Here is a 22,986-nt window from a genome sequence, read left to right as displayed (position 1 = left end):
CTTCCTCGTACGTCTCTACGAACTTCCACCGCGACGGGTGCCCTCCCGTGACGCCAGCTGATAGGAAACCTTCCTATCAATGCCGTGCACGGCCGACTCCCCACCCCCCACCCCGACTTGGAGAACCCGTGACGCACCATTCCGGCGACCCCGCACACCCGACCCGTATCGCGCGCCGCACCGTCCTCGCCGCGGCCGCCGCATCCCTGGCCGCCGTCCCGCTGCTGCGGCCGTCGCAGGCTTCCGCCGCCACGTCCGCCGCCTGCCCGGGGCTCGACGACCCGGCGAAGAAGGAGATCGCCATGCAGCTGGTGTCGAGCGCGGAGAACTCCTCGCTCGACTGGAAGGCGCAGTACAAGTACATCGAGGACATCGGCGACGGCCGCGGCTACACCGCCGGGATCATCGGATTCTGCTCCGGCACCGGCGACATGCTCGACCTGGTCCAGCTCTACACCGACCGCAGGCCCGGCAACGTACTGGCCAAGTACCTCCCGGCGCTGCGCGCGGTGAACGGCACCGACTCGCACGACGGCCTGGATCCCGACTTCCCCCGGGACTGGGCCAGGGCGGCCCGGGACGGCGCCTTCCAGCAGGCGCAGAACGACGAGCGCGACCGCGTGTACTTCAACCCGGCCGTCAAGCAGGGCAAGGCGGACAGGATCGGCACGCTGGGGCAGTTCGCCTACTACGACGCGATCGTGATGCACGGCGACGGCGACGACCCGACCAGCTTCCGCAACATACGCAAGCGCGCCCTGCGCAAGGCGAAGCCGCCGGCCCAGGGCGGCGACGAGGTGACGTACCTCAACGCCTTCCTTGACGCCCGGGTGTGGGCGATGAAGCAGGAGGAGGCCCACAGCGACACCACCCGGGTCGACACCGAGCAGCGCGTCTTCCTGCGCAAGGGCAACCTCTGCCTGAACACCCCGCTGGACTGGAAGGTCTACGGCGACAGCTACCACATCGGCTGACCGGAGGCCGGGGCCGCCGCGCCGCCCTCGGGCACGCGGCGGCCCCGGGATCCGAATTCCGCTGGCGCCCATAAAGTCGACTTATGGGCCCATAGACCGGACCCGTGTACCGACTTAGGCTTGCCTTAGCTTAGGCTTCCTGTTCGAGTCGATCTTTTCGCCGCTCGAAGGGAACCTGATCATGCCCCGCCCCCTGCGGGTAGCCATCGTCGGAGCCGGCCCCGCCGGGATCTACGCCGCCGACGCGTTGCTCAAGTCCGACGTGGCCGCCGGACCCGGTGTGTCCATCGACATCTTCGAGCGCATGCCCGCGCCCTTCGGACTGATCCGCTACGGCGTGGCTCCCGACCACCCCCGCATCAAGGGCATCGTCACGGCCCTGCACCAGGTGCTCGACAAGCCGCAGATCCGCCTCTTCGGCAACGTCGACTACCCGGCCGACATCAGCCTGGACGACCTGCGGACCTTCTACGACGCCGTCGTCTTCTCCACCGGCGCGACGGCCGACCGCCCGCTGGCGATCCCCGGGATCGACCTCGACGGCTCCTACGGCGCCGCCGACTTCGTCTCCTGGTACGACGGTCACCCGGACGTGCCGCGCACCTGGCCGCTGCAGGCCGAGAAGGTCGCCGTGCTCGGCGTCGGCAACGTCGCCCTGGACGTCGCCCGCATCCTCGCCAAGACCGCCGACGAGCTGCTGCCGACGGAGATCCCGCCGAACGTGCACGCGGGCCTGGAGGCCAACAGGGCGCGGGAGATCCACGTCTTCGGCCGCCGCGGCCCGGCGCAGGCCAAGTTCTCCCCGATGGAACTGCGCGAACTCGACCACTCCCCCACCATCGAGGTCGTCGTCGACCCCGAGGACATCGACTACGACGCGGGCTCGATCGAGACCCGGCGCGGCAGCAAGCAGGCCGACATGGTCGCCAAGACGCTGGAGAAGTGGGCGATCCGCGACGTCGGCGACCGCCCGCACAAGCTGTTCCTGCACTTCTTCGAGTCGCCGGCCGAGGTGCTGGGCGAGGACGGCAGGGTCGTCGGCCTGCGCACCGAGCGCACCGCCCTCGACGGCACGGGCAACGTCAAGGGCACCGGCGAGTTCAAGGACTGGGACGTCACCGCGGTCTACCGCGCGGTCGGCTACCTCTCCGACAGACTCCCCAAGCTCCCCTGGGACATCGACTCGGGCACCGTCCCGGACGAGGGCGGCCGGGTCGTCCAGGAGACCGGCGAGCACCTGCAGTCGACGTACGTCACCGGCTGGGTACGGCGCGGCCCGGTCGGCCTGATCGGTCACACCAAGGGGGACGCCAACGAAACGGTGGCCAGCCTGCTGGACGACCACGCGAACGGCCGTCTGCACACCCCCGCCGCGCCCGAGCCGGAGGCGGTGGAGGCGTTCCTCGGCGAGCGCGACGTCCGCTTCACCACCTGGGAGGGCTGGTACCGGCTGGACGCCGCGGAGAAGGCGCTGGGCGAGCCCCAGGGCCGCGAGCGGGTGAAGATCGTCGAGCGTGAGGACATGCTCCGCGAGAGCGGCGCCTGAGCGAGAAGGCACCCAAGGGGCCCTGCGGCCGGGCCGGTTGCCGGGCTCCTTCGGGCAAGGGGCGGAACCACCGCCGCCGTCCGCGCGTTCCCACGGGGACGTACGACCGCGGGGCCGTACCGGGACGGACGGGGTGGGCGTGGCTCGAGTACTGGTCATCGGCGGCGGAATCGCCGGCACGGCGACGGCACTCGCCCTGCACAGGGCGGGGTTCGGCGTCGGCGTGTACGAGGCCCATCCGGACTCGGCCGAGGACCTGGGCGCGTTCCTCACCCTCGCGAGCAACGGCATGCGCGCGCTCGCACAGCTCGACGCCTGCGCAGCGGTCACCGCGCTGGGCTTCCCGCTGACCTCGATGCGCGTCCTCGACGGCAGCGGCGCCGAGCTGGCGAAGACGCCCATCGGCGAGGCCGGTGACCCGCTGCTGCGCTACCGGTGCCTGCGCCGCGGCGACCTCAACTCCTCACTGCAGGCAGAGGCCGCGCGCCGGGGCATCGGCGTCCGGCACGGGGCCCGGCTGGCCTCCGTCGTCGAGGACGCCGACGGCGTCACCGCCCACTTCGCCGACGGCACCAGGGCCACCGGCGACCTCCTGATCGGCGCCGACGGCCTCGGCTCCACCGTCCGCAACGTCACCGCCCCCGCCGTACAGCCCCGCTACGCGGGGCAGCGGGTCTTCTACGGCTGCACCGCCACCGCGGCCCTGCCCCCCGGCGGCCCGGGCACCATCACCATGATCCGCGGCAGCGGCGCCGCCTTCGGCTTCGCGGTGTCGCCGGACGGGGAGACGTGCTGGTTCGCCCGGGTGTCCGGCGACCCCCTGCCCGCCGAGCGGATCGCCCACGGCACACCGGCCGACCGGCGTGAGCTGCTCCTGCCCCTGCTGCGCGCGGACTCCACCCCGGCGGCGGACATCGTCGCCGCCACCGGCGAGGACCTGCTGGTCACCGACGCCACCGAGATCCCCACAGGCAGCCCCTGGCGCTCCGGCCGCACCCTGCTCGTCGGTGACGCGGCGCACGCGGCGTCCCCCGCCACGGGCCAGGGCGCGTCGATGGCGCTGGAGGATGCCGTCGTGCTCGCCAAGTGCCTGCGCGACGCGCCGGACACCGATGCCGCCCTCGCCCGCTACGAGGAACTGCGCCGCCCGCGCGTGGAGCACAACATCGTCGTCAGCGGCAACATCTCCAGGGGCGTGCCCTCCCCGTCACCGGCCGGCCGGGGCGGGGCCCCCTCCCGCCCCGGTGAGGACGCGATCGCCGGGCTGCTGGACTGGCAGTCGAGCGCCTGGGCCTGACGGGCCGTCAATTCGCCGGGTGGCACCCCATATCGCCGCCCGGCGCCCTCCCGCACGAAAACGACGAATGCGCCCCCCCACCACGAGCCGACCCTATACTCTGCACTTTCTTCACCGAAACTTCACACAAGGGGGGCAGATCTCCATGCGCATACGCATCGTCGCCGCGACCGCCACCGCGGGCGCGCTCGCCGTACTGGCCGCCGTTCCGGCCCACGCCACCGAGTACTCGTCGGCGCTGAAGATCAGGGGCGTCCAGTACGACGCGCCCGGCAGGGACTCCAACAGCTGCTCGACCGGGAACACCCGGAACGAGTACCTGACGATCAAGAACTACTCGTCCCGCACGACCGTGAACCTCAAGGGCTACGTGGTCAAGGACAGGGCCGGCCACAGGTTCACCTTCAGCCACAACCACTACCTGCAGCCCGGCGACTACGTGAAGCTGCGCGGTGGCCACGGCACCGAGTCGGACGCCAGGAACGTCGCATACCGCAACAACTGCAACTTCATCTGGAACAACGACAAGGACACGATCCGCCTCTACAAGCCGTCCGGCGCGGGCGCCGACTCGCACGCGTACACCAGGGCCGCCAACGACCGTGACAGGAACGGGTACATCACGTTCCACGGGTGAGGCGCGGCGGGCGGTGCCGGCCGGACTCCGGCACCGCCTGGAACGGCGCGAACAGGCCCCGCCCCGAAGCGGATGGTGGGCGGGTCCTGTTCGCGGCCGCCATTCTGGCCGCCCCGCCGGGCGGGGGAACACGCGTGAACTGTCATGTCCTGGAGCGGTTCGATCACACCCCGTGTGCGCCACCCGCCTTCTGTGTGCAGACCCGGTGTGATCTACACCGACCCGCGCGGACAATACTGGTGTCCACCCGTGCCCCCGTTCTCAGATGGACCCATGCGCATCTCCACCAGTGTCCGACCGGCCCCGTCGCCCAGCCTGTGGCTGACGCGCGGCCGCCATGTCGGAAGCGACGCCCCGGACGCCGTACGAACGACCCTGCGACGGCTCCAGGACACAGAGGTCCTCGACGACCAGCACGAGCTGCCCGGGTCCGGCGGTGAGGACGACGGTCCCGAGCGGATCTTCGAGGCGCGCTGGCGGGCCGCCGGGACGGTCACCGTGCGCGCCCGGCTGACCCTGGCCCGCCCCGCGGAGGGCGGGCAGGACTGGGTGCTCGTGGCCGAGGCGGAGCGCCCGTGGAACGAGGAATGGCCCTCACCCGCCACGATGTTCTGGCCCGACGAGCCGGACAGCCCCTGGGACCACGAGCCCGCCACGGGTCTGCGGCTGCGGGGCGCCGCCCATCTGCCCACGGAGGACAAGGAGATCCGGCGCCTGCTGCGCGGCTGTGTGCGCGGCGGCTGGAGCATCAACGTCGTCGTGCACGAGGCGATGACGCCCGACGAGGCAGGGCGGAGGCCGCTGGGCCCCCTGCTGCCGCCGGGACTGCGCCACCGCGTCCTGGAGCACCGCGCCGCGCCGGAGCAGCTGCGCATCGTCAACCGCGCCCTGCGCGCGTTCGGCGTGCAGCTGCCGCGCGGCGGGGCCGTCGTGCTGCCCACGGACCCGGCCCCGCCCGGCTTCGACGCGGACGGGTTCTCCGTACGCACCGTCTTCCTCGACGGCTCACGCCCGGCGGAACTGATCGACGCCCTGAGCCGCTTCGCCGCACTGCCCCCGCCCCTGCCGGACGGCGGCGACGAGGCCGTCCGCGCGCTGCGCGACGACTGGGAGCTGATGACCCTGGAGGAGCAGCTCGACCACGAGCGCAGGCTGGTGGCGATGTACGCCGAGGCCCTGGAGGCGATGACGAAGTCCCGGGACCTGTACCGCGAGGCCGCCGAGCGCGCCCACGAGGCACTGACCGTCTTCCGCGAGTCCGCCGACGACGTTCCCGCGCGGCCGCAGCCGCCCGAGCCCTCGCCGGGCTCGCCCTTCCAGCAGCTGACGCGCAGGTTCGAGCGGCTCAAGGGCAGGGCGCTGCGGCCCGCGGCCACCGGCGGCGACGGCGGCACGTCCGGGGGCGAGGACCCGCCGGAGCCCGCCGACGGCTGAGCCGGGAGCCGTTTGCCGAGGCGGACGTGTCAGCTGCCGCTGCCTGGATACGCGGAGCGGACGGCACCACAGCCCGTCCCGGAAGGTCCGACGCCATGGGCAGCAGCCAGCACCTCCACAGCGGCCGCGGCGGCCCGAGCGAGTCCCGCCACCGCTCCGACACGACCCTGCGGGTCAACGGCAAGCCGCACACGCTCGCCCTCGACCACCGGCGCGCCCTGCTGGACGTGCTGCGCGAGGACCTGGCGTTGTCCGGCGCGAAGAAGGGATGCGACCACGGTCAGTGCGGGGCCTGCACCGTCCTGGTGGACGGGCGCCGCGTCAACAGCTGTCTGCTGCTCGCGGTGACGCTGGACGGCTCGGAGGTCACGACCGTGGAGGGGCTGACCGGTGACGGCGAAGAGCCGCACCCGCTCCAGCGGGCCTTCCTCGACCGCGACGCCTTCCAGTGCGGCTACTGCACACCGGGCCAGATCTGCTCCGCCCTCGGCATGCTCGCCGAGGCCGCGGCGGGCCACCCGTCGCGGGTGACCGGCGCCGAGGTTCCGGCCGGGCAGCCGGTGCCGCTGGACCGGGACGAGATCCGCGAGCGGCTCAGCGGCAACCTCTGCCGCTGCGGCGCCTACCCGCACATCGTCGACGCGGTCGAGGACGTGATCCCGTGAAGCCCCTCGGCTACGTCCGCGCCTCCAGCGTCGAGGACGCCTGCGCCGCCCTGGCCGCACGGCCCGGCGCCCGTTTCCTCGGCGGCGGCACCAACCTCGTCGACCTGATGAAGCTCGGCGTGGAGGAGCCCGAGGCCCTGGTCGACGTCACCCGGCTCCCGCTGGACACGGTCCAGGAGCTGCCCGACGGCTCGCTGCGGGTCGGCGCCATGGTCCGCAACAGCGACCTCGCCGCCCACCCCGCCGTGCGCGACCGCTATCCCGTGCTGTCGCAGGCACTGCTCGCGGGCGCCTCGGGTCAGCTGCGCAACGCCGCCACCACCGGCGGCAACCTGCTGCAGCGCACCCGCTGCCCCTACTTCCAGGACGTCTCCAAGCCGTGCAACAAACGCGCCCCGGGCAGCGGTTGCGGCGCCCGGGACGGCGTCCACCGCGACCACGCGGTGCTCGGCCACAGCGAGCACTGCATCGCCACCCACCCGTCGGACATGGCCGTCGCCCTCGCGGCCCTGGACGCGCGGGTCGAGCTCCACGGCCCCGAGGGCACGCGCGCTCTGCCGGCCGCCGACCTGCACCGGCTGCCCGGCGACCACCCCGAGCGGGACACCTGGCTCCTGCCGGGCGAGCTGATCACGGGCGTGGTGCTGCCCGCGGAGACGGGCGGGCTGCCCTCGCTGTACCGCAAGGCCCGCGACCGCGCCTCGTACGCCTTCGCCCTGGCCTCCGTGGCCGCGGTGCTGCGGGTGACGGACGGCGTCGTCGACCGGGCCCGGATCGCCTTCGGGGCGCTGGCCCACCGGCCCTGGCGGGCCCGCGCGGCCGAGGAGGCGCTGCTCGGGGCCGCGCCCACGGAAGCGGCGTTCGAGCGTGCCGTGGATCTCGAACTCTCCGCCGCCCGGCCGCTGCGCGACAACGGCTACAAGGTGCCACTCGCCCGCAATCTCGCCCTGGACGTCCTGACCCGGCTCGCCGAACCCGCCAGGACCTGAACCGGCATCCGAGGAGAACGACATGGTCAGCAGCGTCATGGGAGCTCCGGCCGAGCGCCGGGAGGGTCTGCAGAAGGTCACCGGCGGCGCCCGCTACGCCGCCGAGCACCCGGCGTCCGGCCGCGCCCACGCCTGGCCGGTGCCCGCCACCGTCGCGCGCGGCACCGTGACGGCCGTGGACACGGCCGCCGCCCTGGAACGGCCCGGCGTCCTGGCGGTCCTCACCCATGAGAACGCCCCGCGCGTCGCCGAGCCGGACGACGCCACCCTCGCCGTACTGCAGAACCCGCGCGTGCCGCACCGCGGCTGGTTCGTGGCGCTGGTGGTCGCCGAGACCCTGGAGGACGCGCGGGCCGGCGCCGCCGCGGTCCGGGTGTCCTACGACGTGGAGGAGCACGACGTCTCGCTGAGCGCCGCGCATCCGGGAGCGTACGTCGCCGAGCAGGCCAACGGGGGCCATCCCGGCAGCACCGAACACGGCGACCCCGAGGGCGCGCTCGCCGCCTCCGCGGTCCGCGTCGACTGCGACTACCGGGTCCCGCCCCTGCACAACCACCCCATGGAGCCGCACTCCACCACGGCGCGGTGGGACGGCGACCGGCTCGTGGTGCACACCTCCAGCCAGGGCACCACCCCCGTACGGGCCACGCTGGCGCACCTGTTCGACCTGCCCGAGGAGCGCGTCACCGTCGACGCCCGGCACGTCGGCGGCGGTTTCGGGTGCAAGGGCACGCCGCGTCCCGACGTGGTGCTCGCCGTGATGGCGGCGCGGCAGACCGGACGGCCGGTGACGCTCGCGCTGCCCCGCCGCCAGATGGCCGCCGTGGTCGGGCACCGGGCGCCGACCCTGCACCGGGTCCGCATCGGCGCGGGCACCGACGGCCGCATCACTTCCCTGAGCCACGAGGTGACGACCCACACCTCCCGGGTCAAGGAGTTCGTGGAGCAGGCGGCCGTGCCCGCGCGGACCATGTACGCGGCGCCGAACCTGCGCACGGTGCACCGTGTGGCTCCGCTGGACGTGCCCTCACCGTCGTGGATGCGGGCCCCGGGCGAGACTCCGGGGATGTACGCCCTGGAGTCGGCCATGGACGAGCTGGCCTGCGAACTCGGCATGGATCCGGTGGAGTTGAGGATCGCCAACGAGCCGGACACCGAGCCGCACAGCGGCAGGCCGTTCAGCAGCAGGCACCTCGTGGAGTGTCTGCGCGAGGGCGCGCGCCGCTTCGGCTGGTCGCACCGCGCACCCCGTTCCAAGGGGCCGCTGCGGATCGGGACGGGCGTGGCCGCCGCCACCTACCCCGTCCTGGTGCGGCCGTCCACGGCGGCGGCCCGCGCGCTGCCCGACGGGGCCTTCCTGGTGCGGATCAACGCCACGGACATCGGCACGGGCGCGCGTACGGTGCTGGCGCAGGTCGCGGCCGACGCCCTCGGCGTGCCGCTGGAGCGCGTCCGGATCGAGGTGGGCTGCAGCGACCTGCCCGCCGCGCCGCTGGCCGGAGGTTCCTCCGGTACCGCCTCGTGGGGCTGGGCGGTGCACCGGGCCTGCACCCGCCTGACGGCCGAACTGGCCGGCCGCGGCGGGCCGTTGCCCGACGGCGGCATCGAGGCGCGCGCCGACACCGCGGGAGAGGCCGACGCCGAGAGCCCCTGGGCGCGTCACGCGTTCGGGGCGCACTTCGCCGAAGCGGCCGTCGACACGGTGACGGGTGAGGTCCGGGTGCGGCGCCTGCTGGGCGTGTTCGCCGCCGGGCACATCCTCAACGCCCGTACCGCGCGCTCGCAGTTCATCGGGGCCATGACCATGGGCCTGGGCATGGCGCTGACCGAGGGCAGCACGATGGACGCCGCGTTCGGGGACTTCGCCGAGTCCGACCTGGCCTCGTACCACGTGCCGGTGCACGCGGACGTGCGGGACATCGAGGCGCACTGGATCGACGAGGACGACCCCCGCCTCAACCCGATGGGCAGCAAGGGCATCGGCGAGATCGGCACCGTGGGGACGGCGGCCGCGATCGGCAACGCCGTCCACCACGCCACCGGCGTCCGCTTCCGCGAACTGCCGCTCACGCCGGACCGCCTGCTGTCCGGGATGCGGTCCCGGGCGGCCTGAGAGCCGCCCGGGACCTGCCGGCCGCCACCGCCGGTCTCACTCCGGCCGGCCCGCCGTGGCCAGGGGCCGCCGGGCCGGCGCGCCCATGGCCGGCTCGCCGGAGGCGAGGCGTACCACCAGGGCCGTCAGCGCCGCCAGTGCCGCCACCACGGCGGCCAGGCCGGCGACCCAGCCCGGTGCGAGCGTGAGGTCCAGGGCCCGGGACAGCCATGCCGAGTGGAACCGGCCCTGGTACAGCTGAGCCGCGGCAAGGATCGCCGTCACCAGCATCGCGCCCGCGAGGGCGGGAGGGAGGGGCCGCAGGGTCACCGCCACGGCGAGCAGCGCGCACAGCGCCGACACCGCGACCGAGGAGGCGTAGAGCGCGACGGGCTCGCCCTCCTGGTACATCGGGAACCACAGCAACGCGCACAGGAAGAGTGCGCCCGCCACGACCAGGCCCGGCCACGACAGTCGCTCCGGGGGGCGTTTCGGCATCCGGGCCGGACGGTGCGGCACGGGGCCGGAGCCGAGGGACGGCGGGGCGAGGGGGACGGGCGGCGGGAAGGTCCCGCCGGGGCCCCAGCCGGTCTCGCCGCTCGGCTGCCCGGCCGGTTCCGGGTCCGGCGGGGTGGCGAGGGCCTCACGCTCCTCGCTCAGTTTGCCGATGAGTTCGACGAGGTCCTCCACCGGCCGCGCGGAGGCGGCCGCCCGTGCGGCCTCGTGGCCGAAGTGGCGCTCCGTCTGCGTGCGGTGCAGCAGCGCCATCAGCCGGGTCACCTCCTCCACCGGGCGGTTCTCGGCCGCCGCGCGGATGGCCTCGTCCGCGCTGGCGGCGTCGCGCGGCGGGCGGGTGAGCAGGGTGACCAGACGGGTGACGTCCTCCACCGAGCGGTCCGTGCCGACCGCGCGCAGCGCGTCGACGGTGGCCTTGGCGTACTGCGGGGACTCCTCGAGCAGCGTGATCAGATCGGCGACCTCCTCCAGCGGGCGGTCGGCGACCGCGGCGTGCACCAGGGCGCTGACCGGGTCGTCGTTCGTGGCGGCTATGGAGGGGTCGGTCGGCTTGGATGATGACGAGCGGATGCTCATGACTCTCCTCCATGGAAGAGATGGAAGGTCCGCCGGCTCCCGCGTCTCCCGACGCGGGTCACGACGTTGCAGTGCAGTGCCATTACTAGGTGGTAGTTCCAGCACGTGCCACCCGGGTGGGCCACGGGTATGAACCCGTACAAAGCTCCTGCCGTGCCTCACCCGCCCTCCTTACGGGCGATGAAGGCACGTACGAACGCCGGATGCGGGAATCCGGGAGAAGGGCGTGCCGTTCGGCCGCCGAATGAGGAGGACCTGTGAAACCGAGCACGACGGTGATCGTCATCACACTCGCCCTCGCGGCACTCGTCCTCGCCGTGGCCGTCGCCCTCTTCGTGAGACTGCTGCGGACCCGGCGCGACCTCAGGCGTGCCGGGCTGCCCACCGGGCCACGCTGGGTCTTCTGGGGCGCTGTCCTCTATTTCCTGCTGCCGGCCGACCTCCTGCCCGACCCGATCTATCTGGACGACATCGGCGTCCTCCTCCTCGCTCTGCGCACATTGCACGGTTCTCTCAGTGGGCCGAATCGTCACGAAACCTCCCTCTGATTACGCAGAGTAAGGAAACCAATCACCCGTTCGATTCGTATAAGTGACTGGAAGGGCAAGGCAGTCGGCGGACCGGGCAGCGCCGCGGAGCGGGGCGCACCGGGTCCGCGCAGCACTGACGAGGGAGAGACGATGCAACCGTTCGCGCTCAACTACGCACGTCCGGCGGTGGAGTTGGAGACCACGACTCCGTATGTGTACGACCCCGGGCTGCAGTTGAACGTGCTCATGGACGGCCGGGTCGCCGCCGGTGACCACGCCCTGCTCAGAGAGTTGGGGACGACGACGTCCACCGCGGGGTCCAAGACACACTTCGACGACTGAACGCACCACAGCCGAACATGACTGTCCTGATCCTGACCTGTGAAGAGGACGTGACCGCCGACATGGTGGTCGTGCATCTGAACGCGTCCGGGGTCCCGGTGGTCCGCCTGGATCCCGCGGACCTGCCCGGCGGCGTCGCGCTGTCCGGTGAGTACGTGCACGGTGCCTTCCGCGGCCATCTGCAGTCCGCGGGGCGCCTGGTGAGCATCGCCGGCCTGCGGTCGGTCTGGGTACGCAGGCCCGGAGCGGCCGCCGCCCGCGCGTCCGAACCCTCCGCATGGCTGACCGAGGAGTCCACCCAGGCGCTCTACGGCATGCTGCGCGGCTCGGACGCCCGCTGGATGAACCATCCCGACGCGGCCCGCCGGGCCCGTCACAAGCCCTGGCAGCTCCGGCACGCCCAGCGCTGCGGGCTGCCCGTACCGGCCACCCTCATCACGACGTTCCCGCAGGCCGCCCGCGAGTTCGCCGACCGCTACCCCGATCTGGTGGTCAAGCCGGTCTCCGGCGCGCATCCGCAGGACCCGCCCCGCGCGGTGCCGACGAGCCGGGTGGCACCGGACACGGACTTCTCCGCCGTGGCGTACGGACCGACGCTGCTCCAGCGCCGGATCGGCAAGAAGGCCGACATCCGGCTCACCGCGGTGGGCGACCGGCTGCTCGCCGCCCGCAAGGCGGTCGACGAGGAGGCGGACCCCGACGACGCCGCCTCGGTCGACGTGCGCTTCGCCTCCTCCGGCACACCCTGGCGCGCCGCGGACGTCCCGCCGCGGATCGCCGAGGCCGTCCGCGGCTACCTCCGCGACGCCGAACTGGCCTACGGCGCCTTCGACTTCGCCGAGGACGCGGACGGAACCTGGTGGTTCCTGGAGTGCAACCAGGCGGGGCAGTTCGGCTTCGTCGAGGTGGAGACGGGCCAGCCGATCGCCCGCACCGTCGCCGAATGGCTCGCCCGCCCGGGAGCGGAGGAACCCAGGAGTGTCAACGGCGCGAACAGCACCGTGTGCTGAGCCGCCTCAGGCAGGCAGTGAACCGGGCAGCAGCGCCGTGCGCTGCCAGCCCGCGCCCGGAGCGCCACGCCGCTCGGGGGACGGCGCGACACCGAACGACCGCAACGGCCGCATGGCGTACTCCAGTTCCCGGCTCACACGCTCGGCCTCCCGGCGCGTCTGAGCGGGGACGTCGCCGCGCTCGGCGACGAGTCGGTCGTAGATGGGGGAATCCTGGAACACCCACGTGCCTTTCGTTGGCGGCCCACGCTCATGGGCACGGCTGCCGAGTGTAAGCGCCGGGACAGACCATAGCGTGAATTTTCGGGAGCACTTGACGCCGGAAGGGCGCGCGGCTACTCGGTCCGGCGCGCGCCCCCGGCGGTCGAGCGCCCGCCGCGGAGCCGGGCCGCACGGCCATCGGGACGGTGACGGACGCCCGCAGCGGGTCGAACACGACGGTGGACGCGGGACGGCGCGGCGCGCGGCCGCGCGCTCGTGAGGCCGGCCGGTCAGACGGCCAGCGACAGGCCGCCGCCCCTGCCCGCCGTCCGCCGCGAGGCGATCAGCAGGACGTCGGCCTTCGCGATCGCGTCCTCGACGCTCGCGGTTCCCATCATGACGCACAGGGCGCGGCTGACGTCCGCCAACTCCCGTGCCGTCCGCGGGTTGTCGCGCTCCGCCTGCGCGATGCGCAGCGACGCGTATCGGGTGAGCAGCGTTCTGACGGCCTTCGGGTCCGGAACGAGCACGAAGCGCCCCTCTCTTGGTGTCCGCACCTCGTCTTCCCGGACAGGGCCGGACCATTCACGTCTTCCGCACTTCGGGAGCGAATTGACGAAATACCGCCGCCCGACCCGATTCCCGGCGGGTCACGAGACGTTGAACAGAGGGTAACCCTCCCAGCACGAAGGGTGAAGCCCATGACTGGCTCCGGCCGTCTTCTCTGTGCCCTCTACCTCGCCACCGGCGGCGGACTGGCCTGGACCACGGTCCTCGAATTCCTTCACGGGCCCCGGTGGGCCGCGTTCCTGTTCGCCGCGGCGAGTCTGGTGCCGGTCATCGCCGTGGTCCGCGAGACCCTCGTCCGCGACCTGCGCGCGGCGGCCGCCGGATCGCGCCGCCCCGCCCGCACGGCGGCCGACGAGGTCGTCCACGCGGAGCTGGAGGGTGCCTGCTGCGAACGCTGGTGGACCAGTCTCGGCATCCACCACGACAGCACCTGCCCGCACCGTACGCGCCGCAGCAGCGCGGCCTGAGAGGAGAGCCCGCGCCGTGACCGGCGGCCTCCGGCACCCCTCGGGCGGCCTGCCGCCATACCGCCGGGCGCGCGGGCGATGGCGCTGCCCGACCGGCAGCCGGGCGCCGCGCCCGACGACGGGGGTGTCGCGGCCCTGCGGCAAGCGCGCGGAGGCGGTGGGGTTTCCCGTGCGGCGCACGCTGCTGCAGTACAGCGGGCGGACGCACGGCGGACGTACAGCACGTGCAGCGGGTGGCCCACCGCCAGGACGGGATGATCCCCGTGCCCAGCCGGACCGGGCCGTGTTCGACGGTGAACACGCCGACCGCCGCGATCAGGTGGCGGCGGTCGGCGCGGAAGAGGTCGGTCTCCGGCTCAGACGGCGTCGAGCTGCGCCACCTCCGCGGCGGTCAGCGCGAGGTCCGCCGCCGCGAGGGAGTCGAGGATCGTCTCCGGGCGGCTGGCGCCCGGAATGGGCACGACCACCGGCGACTTGGCGAGCATCCAGGCCAGGCACACACGCTGCGGGCTCACCCCGTGTGCTTCGGCGATCGCGGCGAAGGGGGCGTAGGCCGAGCCGAGTTCACCGGCCCGGGCGATGCCGCCGAGCGGGCTCCAGGGCAGGAAGGCGATGCCGAGTTCGTCGCACAGTTCGAGTTCCGGCTCGCTGGAGCGGAAGGCCGGGGAGAACTGGTTCTGCACGGAGACCAGGCGTCCGCCGAGGATCTCGTTCGCCTCCCGGATCCGTTCGGGGCTCGCGTTGGAGATGCCCGCCATACGGATCTTGCCCTCGTCCAGGAGGTCCCGGATGGCGCCGACCGACTCGGCGTAGGGCACCCGCGGATCGGGGCGGTGGAACTGGTAGAGCCCGATGGCCTCCACGCCCAGCCGGCGCAGGGACGCCTCGCAGGCCCTCCTGAGGTACTCGGGGCTGCCGTCGAGGGTCCAGCTGCCGTCGCCGGGGCGCAGGTGGCCGCCCTTGGTGGCGACCAGGACGTCCTTGCCGCGGTCGTGGGAGGCGAGGGCCTTGGCGATCAGGGTCTCGTTGTGGCCGACCTCGTGGGCGTCGCGGTGGTAGGCGTCCGCGGTGTCGATCAGTGTCACGCCGGCGTCGAGGGCGGCGTGGATGGTGGCGAGGGAGCGTGCCTCGTCCGGCCGTCCCTCGATCGACATGGGCATGCCGCCCAGGCCGATCGCGCTGACGTCGACGTCACCGATGCGGCGGGTTTGCATGGGCTCGTGACCTCTTTCCGCTGTCGCGGGACCGAATCATGTTCGGCCCACCGCACAGGGCGTACGGCGGTACCGGACCGCGTTCCAGCCTGAACCCCCTGCGGGCCGGAGGTCCAATAGAGGAAAGAGAACGCATTCAGCAGCCGGGCAACTGAATCCCCGCGCCGCGGACCGGCGTGCGCGGCCGGCCGGCCGGTGTGCGAGGCTCGGCCCGCGACCGGCCCGCGCGACGGGCCGCACAGTGGAGAGGCGACGGCATGCGCATCGGACTGCTCGGCACCGGTCCCTGGGCGGGGATGGCACACGCCCCCGCGCTCAGCGAGCACACGGGACTGGACTTCGCCGGGGTGTGGGGCCGCCGCCGGCAGGCCGCCGGGGAGCTCGCCGACCGTCACGGCACACGGGCCTACGACGACGTCGACGCGCTCTTCGCCGACGTGGACGCCGTCGCCGTGGCCCTGCCGCCGGCCGTGCAGGCGGACCTCGCGGTGCGGGCGGCGCGGGCCGGCTGCCATCTGCTGCTGGACAAGCCGCTCGCGGCGACGGTGGAGCGGGGGCGGGCCGTGGTCGACGCGGTACGGGAGGCCGGGGTCGCCTCGGTCGTCTTCTTCACCAGCCGTTTCGTGGCGGGAACCGAGGCGTGGATCTCCGCGCAGGCGCGGACGGGGGGCTGGTTCACCGCTCACGCCCAGTGGCTGGGATCGCTGTACGGCGGCGACAGCGACAGCCCCTTCGCCGCCTCGCCGTGGCGGCGGGAGAAGGGCGCGCTGTGGGACGTGGGGCCCCACGCCCTGTCGGTGCTGCTGCCCGTCCTCGGGGACGCGCGCCGGGTGGCGGCCGCGGCGCCCGGCCCCGGCGACACCGTCCATCTCGTCCTGGAGCACGCCGGCGGCGCGTCGAGCAGTCTCACCCTCAGCCTGTCGGCACCCGCCGCGGCGGCGGGGACCGGCGTCGAACTGCGCGGCGCGTCGGGCACGGCCGTGCTCCCCACCAGCACCGGGGGACCGGTCACCGCCCTGCTCCGTGCCGCCGACGCACTCCTCACCGCCGCCGGCACCGGCCGGCCGCACCCGTGCGACGCCGCCTTCGGACTGCGGGTGACGGAGATCCTGGCGCAGGCCGAGGCCCTGCTGGACGACCGCATCGGCTGAGGCTCTCGGGGCTCACCGGATCCCCTGCGGCACCGTCCGGCCGCCGCCGGCGACGTGACGGCACCCGCCCTCACGCCCGCGTCACCGGACGCTCGCCGGCCTCCCCCTCGGTGGCGGCCCGCTCGTGATCGCCCTCGGCATCGATGTGCGGCAGGATCCTGTCGAGCCAGTGCGGCGTCCACCAGGCGTGCCGCCCCAGCAGCGTCATCACGGCCGGGACCATCAGCAGCCGCACGACGCTCGCGTCGATCAGCACGCTCACCGCCAGGCCCAGCCCGAGCATCTTGACCACGACGTTGTCGCTGACGATGAACGCCGCGAAGACACTCACCATGATCAGCGCGGCGCAGGTGATCACCCGTGCCGTGATCTCCAGGGCGTGGGCGACCGCGGCCTTGGCGTCGCCGGTGCGCAGCCACGCCTCGTGGACGCGGGAGAGCAGGAAGATCTCGTAGTCCATGCTCAGTCCGAAGATGATGGCGAACATCATCATCGGCACATAGCTCTCGATGGGCACCGTGCCGTTGACGCCCAGCGCGGGCCCGCCCCAGCCCCACTGGAAGACGGCCACGACCACCCCGTACGAGGCCCCGATCGACAGGACGTTGAGGACGGCCGCCTTGACGGCCACGAGCAGGCCGCGGAAGACCGTGAGGATGACCAGGAAGGCGAGACCGACCACGACGCCGATGATCAGCGGCAGCCGGCTCGAGACGATGTCGCGGAAGTCGACCTGGGCCGCCGTCGTGCCGGTGACGTAGCCCTTGGCGTCCGTGCCGGAGACCGCGTCCGGGAGCGTGGTGCCGACCAGGCGGTTCACCAGGTCCGTGGTGGTCGCGCTCTGCGGGGAGCGTGCCGAGTAGACCGTGCCGATCAGGACGTCCCCGTCCTTCGTGGGCGTCAGCTGGGTGACCGTGGAGGCGCCGGCGACGGCGTCGAGGGTCTTCTGCGCCTGGGCGGTGAGGCCGGAGCGCTGGGCCGAGGGGACGGAGGTCTGGTCGATGACGACGGTCAGGGGGCCGTTGGAGCCGGGACCGAAGGCGTCGGTCATCAGGTCGTAGGCGCGCCGGTCGGTGAAGGACGTGGGGTCGGCGCCGTCGCCTATGTGCCCGAGCTGGATGGAGAGCACCGGGATGGCGAGGACCACGACGACCACGACGCCGGCCGTGAGGAAGTGCCAGGGCCTGCGCTCCACGCGCCGGGCGTAGCGGTGCCAGGCGCCCTGCGGCGCCTCGCCCGGCTCGGCGTCGGTCTCCGCGACGGGTCCGCGCACGTGCAGGCGGTCGATGGACCGTCCGATCAGCCCGAGCAGGGCGGGGACCAGGGTCAGCGCCCCCAGCACCGCCGAGACGACGGTCACCGCGGCGGCGAGGCCGAGCTTGCCGATGAAGGTGACGTCGGCCGCGTACAGGCCGGCGAGGGCGATGATGACCGTGGTGCCGGAGACGAGGACCGCCCGCCCGCTGGTGGCGGTGGCGTGACCCGCGGAGCGCACCGGATCGGCGCCGTCCATGAGGTTCTGCCGGTGCCGGGTGATCAGGAACAGGGCGTAGTCGATGCCGACGCCGAGGCCGATCATCGTGGCCAGGGTGGGCGAGACGGTGGCGAAGGTGAAGGCGGTGGCGAACAGGCCGAGGAGCGCGAGCCCGCCGACCACGCTGACCAGTGCCGTCAGCAGGGGCAGTCCGGCGGCGATCACGCTGCCGAAGCCGATCAGCAGGACGACGACGGCGACACCGAAGCCGATGAGCTCGCTCACGCGGTCGTCGGGGGCGGGCCGGGCCAGTTCGCCGAGCGGTCCGCCGTACTCGACCTGCGCGCCGGCCGAGCGCAGCGGCTGCACGGCCTGGTCGACGCCGTTCAGGTAGCCGTCGCCCAGGGTCGAGGGCTGGACGTCGAAGCGGACGGTGACGTAGGCGGTCCTGCCGTCGGAGGAGAGCGGGCCGACCTTGGAGGCGGGCACGGACAGGGGGTTCTGGGCGGACAGGACGTGCGGCAGTTTCTGCAGGTCGCCGATGGTCGTGGACATCTGCGTGCCGAGCCCGGCCAGGGATCTCCCCGAGTCGTGCAGCACGATCTGACTGCTGTAGCCGCCGGCCGCGGGGTCGTGCTTCTTCAGTACCTGCAGCCCCTGCTGGGACTGCACGCCCGGCAGGGAGAAGTCGTCGGAGTACGCGCCGCCGAAGGACCGGTTGAGGAACTGGAGCGCCACGAGGGCGACCAGCCAGGCGATGATGACGATCAGGAAATGGCGGGCGCACCACTGTCCGAGCCCGCGCAGCGCCCCTCCGGCTGCGGTGCCCGATGCCTCCGCCTCCGTGCGGGTCGGTGCCATGGCCTCGGCCTTCTCTGCCGGTCGAGAGGGCGGTGCCCTCTCGTTTTCCTCTCATTAGACGCCCGCCCGACCGGCCCGGCATCCCGGGCCCGGCACCCCCTGCGGATGCACGCGGGGCCCGGGCGTTGAATGGTGTTAGCAGAAGCGTTCCGGACCCGAGGAGCAGAGATGATGCCGACGCCAGAACCCGACGCGTCCGGGCCGTCCGAGGACCGCGCCACCCCGGACGACCTGCTCCACACCAGTACCGGCACGGACGTGTCGCCGGAGGACCTCGTCCTTGCCGCCGGCAGGGACGTCAACCCGCGCAACCTCGCGTGGGCCAGGCGCAAGCTGGAGACGGAGGGCGCCGCCGCCCTCGAGAAACTCCTGCCGTAACCGTCCTCTCCCGCCCGGGGACCCGGCACCGGTCCGCTCCGGCCCCGCCGGGCTCCGGGCACGGCACGGGCACGCGCCGACGGCGTCCCGCGCCCCTGCTCACCTCGGCCCCTGTCACGTCCCGGCTCACCTCGGCCCGTGTCACGGGTGCCGCGAAGGCCAGGTACGGCGCGCGTCGCCGCGCCGTGCGGACGGTGGCGCCTCCTTGCTCACCGGGGGCAACTCCTGTCCCGTCGGCGGCAGTTCGGTGGAGGAGATCGCGGTCGTTCCGCGGTCGTTGCCTGTTCACCCTTTCGAGAAGGGCCTCGGGGCTGACAGACTCCGGAGGGTGCCCGACTTCGACATGCTTGTGATCGGATCCGGCCCGGGTGGCCAGAAGGCCGCCATCGCCGCGGCCAAACTCGGCCGCCGGGTCGCCGTCGTCGACCGCCCCGACATGGTCGGCGGGGTCTCCATCCATACCGGCACCATCCCCTCCAAGACCCTGCGCGAGGCGGTGCTGTACCTGACCGGTCTCACCCAGCGCGATCTCTACGGGCAGAGCTACCGGCTGAAGGAGGACATCACCGTCGCCGACCTGACCGCGCGCACCCAGCACGTGGTCAGCCGCGAGGTCGACGTCATCCGCAGCCAGCTCTCCCGCAACCACGTCTCCCTCTTCGCCGGCACCGGCCGCTTCGTCGATCCCCACACGGTCGCCCTGCGCGAAGTCACCGGTGAGGAACGGCTGCTGAGCGCGGAGAACATCATCATCGCCACCGGCACCCGCCCGGCACGGCCCGGCAGCGTCGAGTTCGACGGCCGTACGATCATGGACTCCGACAACGTCCTCGCCCTCGAACGGGTCCCGCGCTCCATGGTCATCGTCGGCGCCGGTGTGATCGGCATGGAGTACGCCTCCATGTTCGCCGCGCTGGGCAGCAAGGTGACCGTGGTCGAGCGGCGGGCCGGAATGCTCGACATGTGCGACGTCGAGATCATCGAGTCGCTCAAGTACCACCTGCGGGACCTCGCGGTGACCTTCCGGTTCGGGGAGACGGTGGCGGCGGTGGAGCGTCATCCGCGCGGCACGCTCACCGTCCTGGAGAGCGGCAAGAAGATACCGGCCGACTCCGTGATGTACTCCGCGGGCCGGCAGGGCCTGACCGATGAACTCGACCTGCAGAAGGCCGGATTGACCGCGGACCGGCGCGGCCGGATCACCGTCGACGAGCACTACCGCACCGAGGTGGGGCACATCTACGCCGTCGGCGACGTGATCGGCTTCCCCGCGCTGGCCGCGACGTCGATGGAACAGGGGCGGACGGCGGCGTACCACGCCTGCGGTGAACCGGTCGGGCAGATGCACAACCTGCAGCCCATCGGCATCTACACCATCCCGGAGATCAGCTTCGTCGGCCAAACCGAGGACCAGCTCACCGAGGACAGCGTGCCGTTCGAGGTCGGCATCTCCCGCTACCGCGAACTCGCGCGCGGCCAGATCGTCGGTGACTCGCACGGCATGCTGAAGCTGCTGGTCTCGCCCGGTGACCGCAGACTGCTCGGAGTGCACTGCTTCGGCTCCGGCGCCACCGAGCTGATCCACATCGGACAGACCGTCATGGGCTGCGGCGGCACGGTCGACTACCTCGTCGACGCGGTCTTCAACTACCCGACTCTGGCGGAGTCCTACAAGGTCGCCGCACTGGACGCCACCAACAAGCTCCGGCAGCTCGACCACATCACCGACTGACGGCCGGGCCCGGTGCCCGCGTCAGCGGTCCTGACCGGCGTCGGGCAACTCCGTGTCGTCCTCCACGACATGGACGGCCGCCTCCTCGGCGCCGGCGGCCCCGCCGTCGATGCCGACGTCGGAGGCGACCGTCTCCTTCGTGGTGTCGGAGCGGGTGCCCTCGTCCGGGGCGACCAGCCGGCCCGCACGGTCGGTACCGGCCTCCGGGTCGACGGGTTCGCCCTCGCCCTGCGGCAGGTCGCCGATCTCGTCGCCCGCGGGCGGCGTCACGTCCGGGACCTCCTCGGCGAGGCGTTCGTCGAGGGTCTCGCCGTCGTGCTGTTCGGCGGCCGTGGTGCCGTGCTTGGTGACACCGAGCGGCTTCTCCGGCGGCGAGTAGCCCTCGTCGAGGGCGTCGTCGTAGGAGCGTTCGCCGAGCGCGTCCTGCATGTCCAGCGGCGCCGCGTCCTCCTGCTCCTCGTTGGTTCCGGTGGGCTGGTAGGCGTCGTCGGCCATCGGGTCGGTGCTCGTGCCTTCGCTGCCCATGACTGTCTCCTTCGCGCACTCGTTCAGGACACCTCCGTACGGTGTCCCGAACCGCGTTTCCCGTAGCGCGCGGTCCAACCCCGGCCGTCCCGTCAGGCCCGGGAGATTACCCCCTGGTCAATCTTGAATGCGCTGAGTGGGGGGCTATCATCGCTCGCACACACGCTGTTACTGCACGGCAACGCACCGGTCGTGCGGGTTCCACCATGCCTTGCTCCGCCCCTGACCCGAGGCCAACCCTCCGCCGTCCGGGGCGGGTTCAACCCCCCACTCCCTTACGCCGTCGGGGCCGCTGGCGTCCCCGCGACGTGCACGACGGAAAGCAGCGCAGATGAGCAACCTCAGGGGCAGAGGGCTGCAGGCCAATGTCCTCGGTACGTTCGACACCGTGGTCATGGCCGTCGCCGGCAGTGCCCCGGCCTACTCCATCGCCGCCACCACGGCCGTCCTCGTCGGCGCGGTGGGCCTGGCCAGCCCCGCCGCACTCCTGTACTGCGCGATACCCATGCTCGGCATCGCGCTCGCGTTCAGCTACCTCGGCCGTATCGATGTGAACGCGGGCGCCAGCTATTCGTGGGTGGGACGCACGCTCCATCCCTTTCTCGGCTTCATCAGCGGCTGGGCGCTGGTGATCTCGGCGACCATCTTCATGGTGGCGGGCTCGCTGCCGGCCGGCGCCATGACCCTCGCCCTGTTCGACGAGACGCTCGCCGACGACACCGCGCTGTCGACGGCCGTCGGCGCGGCCTGGTTCGTCCTGATGCTGCTCGTCGTGCTGGGCGGCGCCCGCCTCACCGTACGCGCCCAGCTGCTCATGTCCGGTACCGAACTGACCATCCTGGCGCTGTTCGCCGCGCTCGCCCTGTTCCATACCGGCGGCGCCGGCACCTTCGACTGGTCCTGGTTCGGCTTCAGCCACTTCCACGGGACGGCGGGCTTCGCCTCGGGCGCCCTCGTCGCCGCGTTCTACTACTGGGGCTGGGACGTCACCAGCAACCTCAGCGAGGAGACCCGCAACAGCCGCCGTACCACCGGACTCGCCGGCCTGATCGGAGTGGGCGTCGTCTTCCTGCTGTTCGAGGTGTTCACCATCGCGGTGAACCTCGTCCTGAGCTCGCGGCAGATCGAGGAGAACGACGCGAACGTCCTGGGCGCGCTCGGCGACGAGGTCTGGCCCGGCTGGGGCGGCAGGCTGCTGGTCGTGGCCGTGATGCTGTCGACCGTCGCCACGCTGGAGACCACCCTCATCCAGGTCACCCGCTCGCTGTTCGCGATGGGCCGGGACCGCACGATGCCCTCCGCGCTGGGCCGGGTGCACCGCACCTGGAACACCCCGTGGGTGGCGATCACGGTGGTCGGCGCGGTGGCGCTGGCGCTGCTCATCGCCTCCAACGTGCTCGGCTCGGTCGGCGACATCCTCTCCGACGCGATCTCGGCGATCGGCCTGCAGATCGCCGTCTACTACGGGCTCACCGGACTCGCGGTGGTCGTCGCCTACCGCAAGACGCTGCTGCGTTCGCCGGCCCACTTCCTGCTCGGCGGGCTGTGGCCGCTGTCGGGGGCCGTGTTCATGTTCTGGGTCCTCGTCGAGTCGCTCGGCGAGCTGGACCCGGCGGCGGTCACCATCGGCATCGGCGGGCTGGCCGTCGGCCTGGTCCCCATGCTCTGGTACTGGAGGCGGGGCAGCGACTACTACCGGCCCGCCCGGCTGGACGCCACCAGGACCGTCGCGGTCCGGTACGTGCCCGACGACCGGACAGCGACGAGCCCGCGGGTCCATGAGGGTCTCTCCACCGACTTCTGAG

The 22,986-nt window shown here is 72.7% G+C and carries 22 protein-coding genes; 16 read left to right on the top strand and 6 right to left on the bottom strand.

What is annotated here, in order from left to right; translation table 11 throughout:
• Positions 1-128: 128 nt before the first annotated feature.
• The 8 genes from ACJ9NR_RS35470 (at position 129) to ACJ9NR_RS35435 (ending at position 9,655) form a co-directional block, all read left to right on the top strand.
• Positions 129-974, top strand: a complete 846-nt coding sequence (locus ACJ9NR_RS35470) for a chitosanase (RefSeq protein WP_412490568.1) — start codon at positions 129-131, stop codon at positions 972-974.
• A 181-nt stretch (positions 975-1,155) separates the two neighbouring features.
• Positions 1,156-2,520 (top strand): FAD-dependent oxidoreductase, encoded by a 1,365-nt coding sequence (locus ACJ9NR_RS35465; protein WP_412490569.1) that lies wholly within the window; start codon positions 1,156-1,158, stop codon positions 2,518-2,520.
• 139 nt (positions 2,521-2,659) lie between these two features.
• Positions 2,660-3,817, top strand: a complete 1,158-nt coding sequence (locus tag ACJ9NR_RS35460) for an FAD-dependent oxidoreductase (protein WP_412490570.1) — start codon at positions 2,660-2,662, stop codon at positions 3,815-3,817.
• Positions 3,818-3,962: 145 nt separating this feature from the next.
• Positions 3,963-4,454 carry a lamin tail domain-containing protein gene (locus tag ACJ9NR_RS35455; protein WP_412490571.1) on the top strand — a complete coding sequence of 164 codons (492 nt, stop codon included), beginning with the start codon at positions 3,963-3,965 and terminating at the stop codon, positions 4,452-4,454.
• Between the two features lie 273 nt (positions 4,455-4,727).
• Positions 4,728-5,888 (top strand): hypothetical protein, encoded by a 1,161-nt coding sequence (locus tag ACJ9NR_RS35450; RefSeq protein ID WP_412490572.1) that lies wholly within the window; start codon positions 4,728-4,730, stop codon positions 5,886-5,888.
• 95 nt (positions 5,889-5,983) lie between these two features.
• Positions 5,984-6,553, top strand: a complete 570-nt coding sequence (locus ACJ9NR_RS35445; RefSeq protein WP_412490573.1) for a (2Fe-2S)-binding protein — start codon at positions 5,984-5,986, stop codon at positions 6,551-6,553.
• Positions 6,550-7,542: an FAD binding domain-containing protein gene (locus tag ACJ9NR_RS35440; protein ID WP_412490574.1), complete on the top strand. Its 993-nt coding sequence runs from the start codon at positions 6,550-6,552 to the stop codon at positions 7,540-7,542. The genes ACJ9NR_RS35445 and ACJ9NR_RS35440 overlap by 4 nt, the downstream gene beginning before the upstream one ends.
• Before the next feature lie 22 nt (positions 7,543-7,564).
• Entirely contained in the window at positions 7,565-9,655 is a 2,091-nt protein-coding gene (locus ACJ9NR_RS35435; RefSeq protein WP_412490575.1) for a xanthine dehydrogenase family protein molybdopterin-binding subunit, read from the top strand.
• A gap of 36 nt (positions 9,656-9,691) precedes the next feature.
• Here the strand turns inward: ACJ9NR_RS35435 and ACJ9NR_RS35430 are convergent, their stop codons facing one another.
• Complete coding sequence (locus ACJ9NR_RS35430; RefSeq protein ID WP_412490576.1) at positions 9,692-10,726, bottom strand: hypothetical protein; 1,035 nt, start codon at positions 10,724-10,726, stop codon at positions 9,692-9,694.
• A 257-nt stretch (positions 10,727-10,983) separates the two neighbouring features.
• Here ACJ9NR_RS35430 and ACJ9NR_RS35425 point away from each other — a divergent pair, with 257 nt between their 5' ends.
• The 3 genes from ACJ9NR_RS35425 (at position 10,984) to tgmB (ending at position 12,608) form a co-directional block, all read left to right on the top strand.
• Positions 10,984-11,274, top strand: coding sequence for a YkvA family protein (locus ACJ9NR_RS35425; protein ID WP_412490577.1), 291 nt, complete (start codon positions 10,984-10,986; stop codon positions 11,272-11,274).
• A 132-nt stretch (positions 11,275-11,406) separates the two neighbouring features.
• Positions 11,407-11,598: a putative ATP-grasp-modified RiPP gene (gene tgmA / locus ACJ9NR_RS35420; RefSeq protein WP_412490578.1), complete on the top strand. Its 192-nt coding sequence runs from the start codon at positions 11,407-11,409 to the stop codon at positions 11,596-11,598.
• Positions 11,599-11,615: 17 nt separating this feature from the next.
• Entirely contained in the window at positions 11,616-12,608 is a 993-nt protein-coding gene (tgmB, locus tag ACJ9NR_RS35415; RefSeq protein ID WP_412490579.1) for an ATP-grasp ribosomal peptide maturase, read from the top strand.
• Positions 12,609-12,614: 6 nt separating this feature from the next.
• On the opposite strand, the gene ACJ9NR_RS35410 is transcribed toward tgmB, so the two are convergent.
• Positions 12,615-12,830: a hypothetical protein gene (locus tag ACJ9NR_RS35410; RefSeq protein WP_412490580.1), complete on the bottom strand. Its 216-nt coding sequence runs from the start codon at positions 12,828-12,830 to the stop codon at positions 12,615-12,617.
• 269 nt (positions 12,831-13,099) lie between these two features.
• Positions 13,100-13,339 (bottom strand): DUF5133 domain-containing protein, encoded by a 240-nt coding sequence (locus ACJ9NR_RS35405; RefSeq protein ID WP_412490581.1) that lies wholly within the window; start codon positions 13,337-13,339, stop codon positions 13,100-13,102.
• 171 nt (positions 13,340-13,510) lie between these two features.
• Between ACJ9NR_RS35405 and ACJ9NR_RS35400 the strand changes: the two genes are divergently transcribed.
• Positions 13,511-13,846 carry a hypothetical protein gene (locus ACJ9NR_RS35400; RefSeq protein ID WP_412490582.1) on the top strand — a complete coding sequence of 112 codons (336 nt, stop codon included), beginning with the start codon at positions 13,511-13,513 and terminating at the stop codon, positions 13,844-13,846.
• A gap of 356 nt (positions 13,847-14,202) precedes the next feature.
• Here the strand turns inward: ACJ9NR_RS35400 and ACJ9NR_RS35395 are convergent, their stop codons facing one another.
• A complete protein-coding gene (locus ACJ9NR_RS35395; protein WP_412490583.1) occupies positions 14,203-15,060 on the bottom strand; it encodes an aldo/keto reductase in 858 nt (285 codons plus the stop codon).
• Positions 15,061-15,317: 257 nt separating this feature from the next.
• Between ACJ9NR_RS35395 and ACJ9NR_RS35390 the strand changes: the two genes are divergently transcribed.
• Entirely contained in the window at positions 15,318-16,211 is an 894-nt protein-coding gene (locus tag ACJ9NR_RS35390) for a Gfo/Idh/MocA family protein (RefSeq protein WP_412490584.1), read from the top strand.
• 70 nt (positions 16,212-16,281) lie between these two features.
• Here ACJ9NR_RS35390 and ACJ9NR_RS35385 read toward each other — a convergent pair whose 3' ends face one another.
• Positions 16,282-18,546: an MMPL family transporter gene (locus ACJ9NR_RS35385; protein WP_412490585.1), complete on the bottom strand. Its 2,265-nt coding sequence runs from the start codon at positions 18,544-18,546 to the stop codon at positions 16,282-16,284.
• A gap of 171 nt (positions 18,547-18,717) precedes the next feature.
• On the opposite strand from ACJ9NR_RS35385, the gene ACJ9NR_RS35380 reads away from it, so the two are divergent.
• Both ACJ9NR_RS35380 and sthA read left to right on the top strand, forming a co-directional pair.
• A complete protein-coding gene (locus tag ACJ9NR_RS35380) occupies positions 18,718-18,924 on the top strand; it encodes a hypothetical protein (RefSeq protein ID WP_412491816.1) in 207 nt (68 codons plus the stop codon).
• A gap of 328 nt (positions 18,925-19,252) precedes the next feature.
• Positions 19,253-20,656, top strand: coding sequence for a Si-specific NAD(P)(+) transhydrogenase (gene sthA, locus ACJ9NR_RS35375; RefSeq protein ID WP_412490586.1), 1,404 nt, complete (start codon positions 19,253-19,255; stop codon positions 20,654-20,656).
• Between the two features lie 21 nt (positions 20,657-20,677).
• Here sthA and ACJ9NR_RS35370 read toward each other — a convergent pair whose 3' ends face one another.
• Positions 20,678-21,181, bottom strand: coding sequence for a DUF5709 domain-containing protein (locus tag ACJ9NR_RS35370; RefSeq protein WP_412490587.1), 504 nt, complete (start codon positions 21,179-21,181; stop codon positions 20,678-20,680).
• A gap of 331 nt (positions 21,182-21,512) precedes the next feature.
• Between ACJ9NR_RS35370 and ACJ9NR_RS35365 the strand changes: the two genes are divergently transcribed.
• A complete protein-coding gene (locus ACJ9NR_RS35365; RefSeq protein ID WP_412490588.1) occupies positions 21,513-22,985 on the top strand; it encodes an APC family permease in 1,473 nt (490 codons plus the stop codon).
• Position 22,986: the final 1 nt, after the last annotated feature.

Origin of the sequence: Streptomyces sediminimaris, from assembly GCF_047049295.1 — a bacterium.
Taxonomy (GTDB): domain Bacteria; phylum Actinomycetota; class Actinomycetes; order Streptomycetales; family Streptomycetaceae; genus Streptomyces; species Streptomyces sediminimaris.
The sequence above is the reverse complement of the archived record's forward strand: the minus strand, read 5'-3'. Positions and strand labels throughout refer to the sequence as shown.